The sequence below is a fragment of the Kribbella antibiotica genome, assembly GCF_004349055.1.
Classification (GTDB): Bacteria; Actinomycetota; Actinomycetes; order Propionibacteriales; family Kribbellaceae; genus Kribbella; species Kribbella antibiotica.
Map to the genome: position 1 here is coordinate 1 of NZ_SMKX01000231.1, position 10,660 is coordinate 10,660.

Annotated in this window: 13 protein-coding genes; 5 read left to right on the forward strand and 8 right to left on the reverse strand. The window is 67.7% G+C overall.

Annotation, left to right across the window (positions count from 1 at the left end; translation table 11 throughout):
* Both E1263_RS40335 and E1263_RS40340 read right to left on the reverse strand, forming a co-directional pair.
* Positions 1-1,098: cobyric acid synthase (locus E1263_RS40335; protein WP_132177402.1), on the reverse strand; the 1,098-nt coding region annotated here is incomplete at its 3' end.
* Between the two features lie 16 nt (positions 1,099-1,114).
* The gene (locus E1263_RS40340; RefSeq protein WP_132177404.1) at positions 1,115-2,170 is read right to left on the reverse strand and encodes a PucR family transcriptional regulator; all 1,056 of its coding nucleotides are present in this window, start codon (positions 2,168-2,170) and stop codon (positions 1,115-1,117) included.
* A 118-nt stretch (positions 2,171-2,288) separates the two neighbouring features.
* On the opposite strand from E1263_RS40340, the gene E1263_RS40345 reads away from it, so the two are divergent.
* Positions 2,289-3,224, forward strand: coding sequence for an alpha/beta hydrolase (locus E1263_RS40345; protein ID WP_132177406.1), 936 nt, complete (start codon positions 2,289-2,291; stop codon positions 3,222-3,224).
* Here the strand turns inward: E1263_RS40345 and E1263_RS40350 are convergent.
* A complete protein-coding gene (locus E1263_RS40350) occupies positions 3,217-3,555 on the reverse strand; it encodes a hypothetical protein (RefSeq protein ID WP_132177408.1) in 339 nt (112 codons plus the stop codon). The genes E1263_RS40345 and E1263_RS40350 overlap by 8 nt on opposite strands.
* A 280-nt stretch (positions 3,556-3,835) precedes the next feature.
* On the opposite strand from E1263_RS40350, the gene E1263_RS40355 reads away from it, so the two are divergent.
* From E1263_RS40355 to E1263_RS40365, 3 genes are all read left to right on the forward strand, one after another.
* On the forward strand, positions 3,836-4,138 hold the full coding sequence (locus E1263_RS40355; RefSeq protein WP_132177410.1) for a GNAT family N-acetyltransferase: 303 nt from the start codon (positions 3,836-3,838) through the stop codon (positions 4,136-4,138).
* Positions 4,135-4,665, forward strand: coding sequence for a YbaK/EbsC family protein (locus tag E1263_RS40360; protein WP_132177412.1), 531 nt, complete (start codon positions 4,135-4,137; stop codon positions 4,663-4,665). Before E1263_RS40355 ends, E1263_RS40360 begins: the two co-directional genes overlap by 4 nt.
* A 175-nt stretch (positions 4,666-4,840) precedes the next feature.
* On the forward strand, positions 4,841-5,665 hold the full coding sequence (locus E1263_RS40365) for a helix-turn-helix domain-containing protein (protein WP_132177426.1): 825 nt from the start codon (positions 4,841-4,843) through the stop codon (positions 5,663-5,665).
* Positions 5,666-5,701: 36 nt separating this feature from the next.
* Here the strand turns inward: E1263_RS40365 and E1263_RS40370 are convergent, their stop codons facing one another.
* A complete protein-coding gene (locus tag E1263_RS40370) occupies positions 5,702-6,130 on the reverse strand; it encodes an organic hydroperoxide resistance protein (protein ID WP_132177414.1) in 429 nt (142 codons plus the stop codon).
* Positions 6,131-6,151: 21 nt separating this feature from the next.
* The gene (locus E1263_RS40375) at positions 6,152-7,105 is read right to left on the reverse strand and encodes a quinone oxidoreductase family protein (protein WP_132177416.1); all 954 of its coding nucleotides are present in this window, start codon (positions 7,103-7,105) and stop codon (positions 6,152-6,154) included.
* A 51-nt stretch (positions 7,106-7,156) separates the two neighbouring features.
* Here E1263_RS40375 and E1263_RS40380 point away from each other — a divergent pair, with 51 nt between their 5' ends.
* Positions 7,157-7,807 carry a TetR/AcrR family transcriptional regulator gene (locus E1263_RS40380; RefSeq protein ID WP_132177418.1) on the forward strand — a complete coding sequence of 217 codons (651 nt, stop codon included), beginning with the start codon at positions 7,157-7,159 and terminating at the stop codon, positions 7,805-7,807.
* Here the strand turns inward: E1263_RS40380 and E1263_RS40385 are convergent.
* The 3 genes from E1263_RS40385 to E1263_RS40395 all read right to left on the reverse strand — a co-directional run bounded on the left by E1263_RS40385 (position 7,791) and on the right by E1263_RS40395 (position 10,411).
* Entirely contained in the window at positions 7,791-8,537 is a 747-nt protein-coding gene (locus E1263_RS40385; RefSeq protein ID WP_132177420.1) for a sulfite exporter TauE/SafE family protein, read from the reverse strand. The genes E1263_RS40380 and E1263_RS40385 overlap by 17 nt on opposite strands.
* A gap of 67 nt (positions 8,538-8,604) precedes the next feature.
* Positions 8,605-9,747, reverse strand: a complete 1,143-nt coding sequence (locus tag E1263_RS40390; RefSeq protein ID WP_132177422.1) for an SPFH domain-containing protein — start codon at positions 9,745-9,747, stop codon at positions 8,605-8,607.
* A 127-nt stretch (positions 9,748-9,874) separates the two neighbouring features.
* The gene (locus E1263_RS40395) at positions 9,875-10,411 is read right to left on the reverse strand and encodes an NfeD family protein (protein WP_132177424.1); all 537 of its coding nucleotides are present in this window, start codon (positions 10,409-10,411) and stop codon (positions 9,875-9,877) included.
* Positions 10,412-10,660: the final 249 nt, after the last annotated feature.

Sequence of the window (10,660 nt, forward strand, 5' to 3'; positions counted from 1 at the left end):
GGCGAATTCTGTTGCTACTGGCAACAGCCCTAGGCCGGTGTGGGTGCCGCCGCCTTCGACGCCGTGGGGGTCGGTGATGGCGCCGCCGAGGAGTTGGTAGCCGCCGCAGATGCCGAGGATGGGGCGGGACCGGGCAGCGCGGGCAACCAGGGCGGTGTCGAGGCCGAGGGAGCGGAGCCAGGCGAGGTCGGAGGTGGTGGCTCGGGAGCCGGGGAGGACTACCAGGTCGGCGTCGCGGACTTCGGCGGGGCTGGTGGTGAAGAAGACTGTGTTGGTGGGTTCGGCGGCGAGGGCGTCGAGGTCGGTGAAGTTGCTGATCCGGGGGAAGCGGACGACGGCGATCGAGAGCACGTCCGAGCTGGCGGCAGTACGGCGTACTGGGATGTCGAGGGCGTCTTCGGAGTCGAGCCAGAGTTCGGGGAGCCACGGCAGGATCCCGTACGTCGGCCGGCTGGTGACGGAGGTGAGCATGTCGATACCCGGCTGGAGGAGCGAGACGTCGCCGCGGAACTTGTTGATCAGAAAACCGCTGATCAACGACTGGTCGGCCGCGTCGAGCAGTGCCACCGTGCCGAACATCGAGGCGAACACTCCCCCGCGGTCGATGTCGCCGACCACGACGACGGGTGACTTGATGTGCTGGGCGAGGCCCATGTTCACGTAGTCCGACTGGCGCAGGTTGATCTCGGTGGGGCTGCCTGCGCCCTCGGCGATGATCACGTCGTAGCGGGACGCGAGGTCGTCGTACGCGGCGAAGGCGGCTTTGGCGAGCTCGGCGCGTTCGGTGAGGAAGCCGCGGGCGGAGAGTTCGCCCCACGGCTGACCCATCAGGACGACGTGGCTGCGGCGGTCGCTGCCGGGTTTGAGCAGCACCGGGTTCATCGCGGCCTCGGGTTCGGCGCCGGCGGCGATCGCCTGGATCCATTGGGCCCGGCCGATCTCGGTGCCGTCGCCGCAGACCATCGAGTTGTTCGACATGTTCTGGGCCTTGTACGGCGCCACCCGCACCCCCTGGCGCGCGAGCCAGCGGCACAGTCCGGTCACCACGGTCGTCTTGCCGGCGTCGGACGTCGTACCAGCGATCAGGAGTCCTGCCACGTGGCCGATCCTAAGGTCAACTGAGTCCTAAGGCCCGCATCGTCAGCGCCAACTGCAGGCGGAACCGGCCGCCCGCGTTGCCGAACGAGAACCCGAGCATCGACTCGGCCTGCTCGAGCCGATACGCGACCGTGCTGTGGTGCCGGAAGACGAGCGCAGCCGCCTTACGCACGGAGTCCGTGACCGCGAACGCGCGCAGAATCGCGAGCAGGTCCTCGCCGCCGGATTCCACGGCGATCCGATCCAGCGCTGCGACATCAGGCGACGCCGCGATGTCTTCCGGCCGCAGTCGCTCGACGACCACCAGCAAGCCGCCCAAATCATCGGCCCGTACGACGGGCGCCTCGGGCGAGGTCAGTCGGAGCGCCGTACACGCATCCCGCCACGAGTCAGCCGCGCGAATAGCCGGCACCACAGGCCCAACCCCAGTCCGTACGTCGGCCGTCGGCTCCGCATCAGAGTCCGTCCACAGACTCACGAGGTGGTCGCCGACTGGAGCGGACCGCGGGGTGGTGCACGAAGCAGGTCGCACGGCGGGCTGGACCGAGGCGGAGGCGGGGCTGGCTTCCGGGGCGGATGTTGAGACGGCAACTCGAAGGGTGCTGGTGGGATTGATCCCGAGGAGGTGGAGGGCTCGGGAACGTTCGGCGATGCCCGCGGTGGCGGACACGACCAGCTCGACGAGCGCCGGGTCGCCGACCGCGGGGAGGTTGCTGACCGTGCGGTCCAGGAGCAGGGAGCCGGCCAGGGCGAAGCGTTCGAGGACCATTTCGTCGAGTGGAAGTGCGGGTCCGATACGGGCAAGCCAGAACCGCGCGTCGCCGTACTCACGGAGGTCGGCTCCGGAAGGCGGTTCGCCCAGGTCGATCGTGCCGTCGGGATCGGCGCGCAGAACGAGACCACGGCCGGGTGCGGCGACGCCGACGGGGCATTCCGCCAGCGCCGCCGTACTGCGGAGCAAGGTCGCCAGCTCGGCGCGGTCCGTCATCAGCGCGTCGAAGAAGCCGATCACGCGGACGGCGCTCTCCGCGTCGGAGTCGAGCGACGACAGTCGCAGCAACAGGCCCTTCATACCGAGAGGTTACGCCGAACGTCGGACAGCGGGCCCCGGATCTCCGCCACCCGGCGGCTGCGGCGTGTCAGGCTGGACCGGCATGCTCGAGGCGACGGCGAGCAGAAAGGCACCACGCATGACGAAGTACGCGTTCGACCCGGAACTGACGCCCTGGCTGGCGATGCTTCCGGACGTTGACATCAGCGACATGTCGCTGATCCGGAATCGGGCCGGCGAGATCCAGAGCATGATCCCCCCGGTCGTCGTACCGGACGGGATCGAGATCCGTGAGGTGACGATCCGCGGCCACGACGGCTACGACATCCGTGCGAAGGTCTACACGCCGACCGGGGTGGAGGGGCTGCGGCCCGGGTTCCTCAGCATCCACGGCGGCGGGTTCGTGCTGGGTGACCCGGAGATGACCGAACAGTTCTCGGTCGACATCGCGGCCGCGACCGGTGCCGTGGCCGTCTCCCCGGACTACCGGCTCGCACCGGAGCACCCGTTCCCGGCCGGGCTCGAGGACTGCCACGCCACCCTCGAGTGGCTGGCCGCAAACACCGCCGAGCTCGGCATCGATCCGGCCCGGATCGCGGTCGGCGGCGGGAGTGCGGGTGGCGGCTTGTCCGCCGCCGTCGCGCTGCTGGCCCGCGACCGGAAGGGGCCGGCAATCTGCTTCCAGCTCTTGGAGATCCCCGAGCTCGACGATCGGCTGGAAACGCCGTCGATGCAGGCGTTCGTCGACACCCCGCTGTGGAACCGTCCGAACGCCGAATACAGCTGGAAGTACTACCTCTCCGGTACGCCGGAAACCCTCGGACTCCAGTACGCCGCTCCCTCGCGCGCCGAGGACTTGTCCGGCCTGCCGCCCGCCTTCGTGTCTGTCTGCGAATTCGACCCCTTGCGCGACGAGGGGATCGTCTACGCCCAACGGCTCCTCGAGGCCGGCGTCAGCACCGAACTGCACCACTACCGCGGTACTTTCCACGGGTCCGGCCTGGTGGCGGGCGCCGAGGTGAGCAAGCGGATGGCGTCCGACGTGATGGACGCCATCCGCCGCGCCCTCAGCTGACCGGAGGCTCGTCCTGCGGCCGGTCGTCCGTGCCTTGCTCAGCTTCAGGTTTCACCGGAGTGATCCGGCGGCCCTGAGCATCAGTACTGGGCAGGCGCGGGGCCGGTCCCTGGAATCGGGCGCCGCCGTCTTCCCGCGCGGACAGCGGTTTGGCGACGTTCTCCAGTGACTGCCCCTCGGCCAGCTGGATCTCGAGTCCGTCCAGAATCCAGGAGACACCGAGCCCGACGACGATCATCCAGTGGAATCTTGTCCACGGCAATCGGTCCATCCGGGCCGGCACGAGACTGGGTATTGCCTTGCCTTCCGCAAGCGCGTGCTCGTTGCTCATCCTGCTCCTCCCGAGCCCCGTGTCCCCCGCTGGGACACGCCCACCGGAGTCGGTACCCCGCGCGCGGCGGGCTCAAAACCCTGCCCTGTGGAGGTCTGACTAAGAGGGCGTCTGGGAACTGCACGCCGTAGCGAGCAAGTGCTCGGTGCGGTAGCTCGGTGCGCTGGGGCGAAGGCCTCGATGTTTTTCCATCGTGGCCTTTGCACCAGTGCGGCGAGGTGCCGTGCCGAGTGCTGCGCAGTAGGCGTGGAGTTCCCAGACGCCCTCTAGAGTTGCGGGTATGGAGAACGAGATCACTGTGGTGGACGCTGCGGAGCACAACCGGTACGAGGCACTGGACGCCGACGGCAACTTGATGGGCTTCGTCGACTACGCGCGGCACCCCGGAGTGATCGCGTTCCTGCACGCCGAGACGCTGCCCGACTTCCGCGGTCGCGGAGTGGCCGGCAAGATCGCGTCGACGTCGCTGGACGAGGCGCGTGCCCAGGGTCTGCGGGTCAAGCCCGCCTGCCCGTACTACCAGGACTACCTGGCCAAGCACACCGAGTACGCCGACCTCGTCGCCCCGAAGGCGGCGGAGTGACCGCGCCGGTGCTGGGCAAACTCGAGTGGCAGCTGGCGAGCGCCGTACCGGAGTTGCTGGCGGAGCCGACGCGCGATGCGCTCGGCGACCTGCCGGCGTACGCGGTGGCGATCGATCCGGAGCTGGCCGACACGGCCGCGTTCTGCGCCGAGTACGACGTACCGATGGCTGCGTCGGCCAACTGCGTGATCGTGCTCGGCAAGCGCGGCGGTGAGTCGTCGTACGCCGCTGTGCTGGTGCTCGCTGACGACCGTGCCGATGTGAACGGAGTGATCCGCAAGCACCTCGGCGTCCGGAAGATCTCGTTCGCCGCGCAGGACGACGCGGTCAGTACGACGGGCATGGAGTACGGCGGCATCACGCCGATCGGTCTGCCCGCGGAGTGGCCGGTGCTGGTCGACGAAGGCGTCGTACAGGCTGGTCTCGTGGTGATCGGGAGCGGGATCCGCGCGTCGAAGATCCTGATCGACGGCGCCGAGCTGGCCAAGCTACCGAGCGCGACGGTGCTGGCTCTTGCGCAAAGGTGATCTCACGCTTCGGAGCGGCAACCGGCCCCAGCCCGTGGACACGGAGTAGCATCGCGCGCTGGAATGGGTGAGTGCTGAATCGGATGAGTGCAGGGGCGCGGTAGGTACGGCAGTGGCTGATGACGGAGTGACAGTGGCCGGCGGCGGAGACGGTGGGCCGACGGCGCTGCGGATCATGCTCGGTGGGCAGCTCCGGCGGATGCGGGAGGTGGCCGGGATCAGTCGCGCCGACGCGGGCTGGCAGATCCGCGCCTCGGAGTCCAAGGTCAGCCGGATGGAGCTCGGCCGGGTCGGCTTCAAGGAACGCGACGTCAACGACCTGCTCGACCTCTACGGGATGCAGGACGACAAAGAGCGCTTCCGGCTGATGGAGCTGGCGCGCGCCGCGAACAACCCCGGCTGGTGGTCCCGGTACGGCGATGTGATGCCGAGCTGGTTCACCAACTACGTCGGACTCGAGGTCGCGGCCACTCTCATCCGCACTTATGAGGTCATGTTCGTGCCCGGTCTGCTGCAGACCGAGGAGTACGCGCGGGCCGTCGTCCAGCTCGGCAAGTCGTACCTGCCGGACGACGAGGTGGCTCAGCGGGTCGCGCTGCGGGTGACCAGGCAACAGATCCTCACCCGGGGAACACCTGCGCGGCTGTGGGTGGTCCTCGACGAGGCGGCGCTGCACCGGCCGGTCGGTGGTGTCGAGGTTCTGCGGGCGCAGATCGAGCACCTGATGACGTGTGCTCGGCAGTCCAACATCACCTTGCAGATCATGCCGTTCAGCAGTGTCGGCTACCCCGGCGCGGGCGGTGCGTTCAGCATCCTGCGGTTCCCGGACGGGGACCTGCCGGACATCGTCTACATCGAGAACGCGGCGAGCGCGCTCTACCTCGACAAGCTCGAGGAGGTCGACGAGTACGCCGCAATCATGGAGGGGCTCACGATTGCGGCGGCACCCGTCTCCGCGACCGAAGGCCTGCTGAAAGAGGCCTTGGCGCGGCTGGACTGACCGGACGGTGTCAGTCTCTTCTTTCTGGCTGTTGGGTCAGGCCAGCTTCAGGTCTACGACGATGTTGCCGCGGGTCGCGTTGGAGTACGGGCAGACCTGGTGGGCCTTCTCGACCAGGTCCTGAGCGACGTCCTTCTCGAGCGACGGCAGGCTGACGACGAGCGCGACCTGGATGCCGTAGGCGCCACCGGGGATCGCGCCGAGGCCGACCTCGGCGGTGACCGTGGAGCCGGTCGTGTCGACGCGGAGGCGACGGGCGACCGTCATCATCGCGCTCTGGAAACAAGCGGCATACCCGGCGGCGAACAGCTGCTCGGGGTTGGTGCCTTCACCGGTGCCACCCAGCTCGGCCGGGGGCGCGACGACGACGGCGAGCTTGCCGTCGCTGCTCGTCACCTTGCCGTCGCGGCCGCCTTCAGCGGTGGCCTTGGCGGTGTACAGAACCTTCTCGACTGCAGTAGCCATGATTTGTTGTCCTTCGACGTTTCAGCGGGTGGGGTCGAGCAGGAGCTTGCCGACGGTGCGGCGGGCTCGCATGTCTTCGTGCGCGGTCGCGACCTCGGAGAGCGCGTACTCACCACCGACGATCGGGCGCAGGGTGCCGTCGGCGACCAGGCCGAACATCTCGGTCAGCGGGTCACCGAGCAGGCGCGGGTCTGCGAAGCAGTCAGCCAGCCAGAAGCCGACGACGGTCTTCGAGCCCTTCATCAACCGGCTCGACTCGATCGGGGCGGCAGACTCGCGGGACGCTGCACCGAAGGTGACGAGGCGGCCGAACTTGGCCAGCGCGGCGAACGACTCGTCGAACGTCGGTCCGCCGACCATCTCGAGCACGATGTCGACGGGCTTGCCGCCATTCGCCTCGATGATGCGGTCCTTCAGGCCTTCCGGCGTACCGTCGATGGCGACGTCGGCGCCGAGCTCGAGGGTCTGCTTGCGCTTCTCCTCGGTCGACGCGGTCGCGATCACGCGGCCGGCACCCCAGTGCTTGGCCAGCTGGATGGCGAGTGATCCGACGCCACCGGCACCGGCGTGCACCAGCACGGACTCGCCGGGCTGGAAGTGGGTCGAGGTCTTGAGCAGGTGCCAGGCGGTCGTGCCCTGCAGCACCAGCGCGAGTGCGTCTCCGTCGGAGACACCCTCCGGAACATCCCAGGCGTACGGCGCGGCAGCGACGGCCTTCTCGGCGTACCCGCCCGAACCGACCAGCGCGACGACCCGGCGGCCATCGGCCGTGTGACCGACCACCTCACCGCCCGGAATCATCGGCAGCTTGGCCGCCTGCAGGTAGCTGTTCTCCACCTGGTGGGTGTCGGCGTAGTTGATACCGGCGTGATCGACGGTGATCAGGACCTTGCCGTCACCCGCGACCGGATCCGGAACGTCGCCGACCTTGAGGACCTCAGGTCCACCGAATTCAGTGATCTCAATGGCTCGCATACGTTGTACTATACACTGTACGTTAGGGAAGTCGAAAGGGAGCTGCATCACATGGCGCGAACACCCCGCAACACACTGAGCCCCGACCTGGTCATCCGGTCGGCCTTGGTGGTGATGGAGGCCAAGGGCCCCGACGGGTTCAGCTTGCGTGGCGTCGCGGCCGAGCTCGGTGTCGGGCCGATGGCCCTCTACACCTACTTCCGGAACAAGGACGACCTGTACGACGGCATCCGCGACCATCTGATGGGGTTGATGCCTCCGGCGCCGGAGGGACTGCCCTGGCCCGACCAGGTGCGATCGGTCTGCCGCGACCTGCGGATCCTGATGCTGCAGCATCCTTGCCTAGCGCAACTACTCGCGAGCCGGCCGCTGAGTGGCAACGAGACCGCGCGGGTCGCCGAGGGGCTGCTGAGCGTCTTGCGGTCGGCCGGGTTCGAGCCGGAGATCGCAGCCCGCACGCACACGACGCTGTTCACCTATGTGCTCGGGGCAACGACCTGGGAGATCCAGATGGCTCAGGAGCAGAGCGACCCGGATGCGTTGCGACGGCTGCGGGCGTCGATGGAGTCCCTGTCGTCGCGGGACTTCCCGACGGTGATCGAGCTGGCGCCCGAGCTTTCCCGGACGACCGGCGGCAACACGCAGTTCAACTACGGGCTGGATCTGCTGCTGGCTGGGCTGACCGCTAGAACACCATCGTGACGATGGCGAGGATGCCGATGCAGACGATGAGTCCGCGGAGCGCGATCGGAGGGAGCTTGCGGCCGTAACGAGCGCCGAGGAAACCGCCGATGGTCGAGCCTACCGCGATCAGTCCTACGGCCATCCAGTCCACGTCGGCGACGATGATGAACAGGATCGCGGCGACCGTGTTCACGACCGTGGCGAGCACGTTCTTCAGGCCGTTCATCCGTTGCAGGTTCGGATCCAGGCCGAGGCCGAGGACCGCCATCAGCAAGACCCCTTGCGCGGCACCGAAATATCCGCCGTACACGCCGGTGGCGAAGACCGCCGGGATCACCCACCACGCGCCGCGATGGGTGTGCGTGGGCACGCTGATCCACTTCGACAGCAACGGCTGGAAGGCGACCAGGACACAACCGAGCAGGATCAGGACCGGCACGACAGCATGGAACGCGGTCTCCGGGGTGGTGAGTAGCAGCACTCCCCCGAGCAGACCGCCGACCAGTGAGGCCGGTATGAGCCGGATCATCCGGCCGCGCTGGCCTTCGAGCTCACGGCGGTAGCCGATCGCACCGGCCGCCGTACCGGGCGCGAGACCGATGTTGTTGCTGACGTTGGCCAGCACCGGCGGGATGCCGATGGCAAGCAAGGCGGGGAAGGTCAGCAACGTGCCCGATCCCACCACGGCGTTGATCGTGCCCGCGCCCATTCCCGCCACCAGGACGAACAGCGCCTCGAACCATGTCATCGTTGCCCGACTCTACAGACAACAACAGGGCCCCCGGATGTCCGGAGGCCCTGCTGAGACAGCTCGGTCAGCGCTCGAGCGGCGGTTCTTGCTCGGTGTGCACCGGACTGGTCGACGGCGCCGGTGCGGCCGGGGCCGCGGTCCGTCCGCTGACGGCCGCGTTCTGCGCCGCCGCGATCGCTTCCTGTACGGCGTTGTCGGCGTCGGTGACGGCCTTGTCCTGGGAACCGCCCTCGACCTCGGCCGTGGGTGCGTCCTGGGAGAACTCCGGCTGCTTCCAGTCGCCTTCGGCCTTCTGCGGGATGCCGGCGATCTGGCCGACGGCACTGCCGAGACCCTCCATCGCCTTGCCGATCTCGCTCGGGATGATCCAGAGCTTGTTCGAGTCGCCCTGGGCGATCGACGGCAGCATCTGCAGGTACTGGTAGGCGAGCAGACCCTGGTCCGGCTTGCCGGCGTGGATCGCGTTGAAGACCGTGGTGATGGCCTGCGCCTCACCCTCCGCCTTCAGGATCCGCGAGGCCCGCTCGGCCTGCGCGCGCAGAATGCGGGACTGCTTGTCACCCTCGGCGGTCAGGACCGCGGACTGCTTCTGTCCCTCGGCCGCGAGGACGGCCGACTGCCGCATACCCTCGGCGGTCAGGATCGCGGCGCGCTTGTCGCGGTCCGCGCGCATCTGCTTCTCCATCGAGTCCTGGATCGAGGGCGGCGGGTCGATCGAGCGCAGCTCGACCCGGTTGACCCGGATGCCCCACTTGCCGGTCGCCTCGTCCAGCACGTACCGCAGCTTCTCGTTGATCTCTTCACGAGAGGTCAGCGTCTGCTCCAGGTCCATGCCACCGATGATGTTTCGCAGCGTCGTCATGGTCAGCTGCTCGATGGCCTGGATGTAGTTCGAGATCTCGTACGTCGCCCGGACCGGGTCGTTGACCTGGAAGTAGATGACGGAGTCGATCGACACCATCAGGTTGTCCTCGGTGATCACGCCTTGCGGCGGGAACGAGACGACCTGCTCGCGCATGTCGATGGTGTAGCGGACCTTGTCGACGAACGGGGTCAGCAGGTTCAGGCCCGGCTGGAGGCCGGTCTTGTACTTACCGAACCGCTCCACGATGCCGACGGTCTGCTGTTGCACCACCCTTACCGATTTGGCCAGGGTGACGATCACCAAAATGGCGACGATCGCCAGCACTATCAGGAAGCCGATCACTGGACCCTCCAACTCGACAGAACCCTCAGGACGGACAGTCTTTCTTATCGACGGGGCAACCGGCGTTCCGGTTCCCGGCGCGTCGTTGCCAGTTCGAGCAGATTGCTCGACGCCCTGTACTTCGAGCCTACTGCGCAGGTTTTTGCGGATCGCCGGGCGACGGGTCCGAGTCGTTCAGCTCGGGGTGTGTGTCGAGCTCGTGGCGGGCCGGCTCCGGGAGCGGGTAGACAACCGCGGTCGCGCCGTCGATCGACATCACCTCGACACGGGTGCCCGGCTTGATGGTCGACACATCGTCGTACGGGCGTGCTGTCCAGAGGTCTCCACCGAGGCGGACCGAACCGCCACCGTCGGGGTGGATCTCCTTCACGACCGTGCCGGTGCGGCCGATGACGTGGGCCGAACCGGTCTTCAGCTCACCGCTGTGATGCAGCTTGCGAACCAGCAACGGCCGGATCGCGGCCAGCATCGCGGCCGTCGTCACGAGGCCGACGACGATCTGCAGCCAGAGCAATCCCGGGAAGAGCGCTGCAGCTCCCGCGGCCGTGAACGCACCGGCCGCCAGCATCAGCAGGGTGAAGTCGAGCGAGGCTAGCTCGGCCAGGGCCAGCACGCCGGCAATCGACAGCCAGGCAGCCCACAGATTCTCGCGCAACCAATCCATCTGCCAACCCTATCCACGTTCCGGGCTTTCGGTAGGCCCTTGGACGCAGCCGTTACCGATCCGGCTCCCGCATCCGCCATTTGATGGGCTGACCCACCGCATTGTGGGTGGGCCAGCGGTATGGCGGGTTCTCGTGGTCGTTGCAACGCCTCGATTTGAGGAGTTGCGATGTCTGTGTCGTTGGCTGTGGATGTTGAGCGTCATGGCGGTGTGTTGTTGCGGATGGTTGATGGCGGGGTCGCGGTGGCG

Coding starts and splice junctions, on each gene's coding strand:
- E1263_RS40345 (WP_132177406.1), top strand. CDS start 2,289: ATGACGAAGTACGCGTTCGACCCGGAACTGACGCCCTGGCTGGCGATG.
- E1263_RS40365 (WP_132177426.1), top strand. CDS start 4,841: ATGCTCGGTGGGCAGCTCCGGCGGATGCGGGAGGTGGCCGGGATCAGT.
- E1263_RS40380 (WP_132177418.1), top strand. CDS start 7,157: ATGGCGCGAACACCCCGCAACACACTGAGCCCCGACCTGGTCATCCGG.
- E1263_RS40350 (WP_132177408.1), bottom strand. CDS start 3,555: ATGAGCAACGAGCACGCGCTTGCGGAAGGCAAGGCAATACCCAGTCTC.
- E1263_RS40395 (WP_132177424.1), bottom strand. CDS start 10,411: ATGGATTGGTTGCGCGAGAATCTGTGGGCTGCCTGGCTGTCGATTGCC.
- E1263_RS40355 (WP_132177410.1), top strand. CDS start 3,836: ATGGAGAACGAGATCACTGTGGTGGACGCTGCGGAGCACAACCGGTAC.
- E1263_RS40375 (WP_132177416.1), bottom strand. CDS start 7,105: ATGCGAGCCATTGAGATCACTGAATTCGGTGGACCTGAGGTCCTCAAG.
- E1263_RS40370 (WP_132177414.1), bottom strand. CDS start 6,130: ATGGCTACTGCAGTCGAGAAGGTTCTGTACACCGCCAAGGCCACCGCT.
- E1263_RS40385 (WP_132177420.1), bottom strand. CDS start 8,537: ATGACATGGTTCGAGGCGCTGTTCGTCCTGGTGGCGGGAATGGGCGCG.
- E1263_RS40340 (WP_132177404.1), bottom strand. CDS start 2,170: ATGAAGGGCCTGTTGCTGCGACTGTCGTCGCTCGACTCCGACGCGGAG.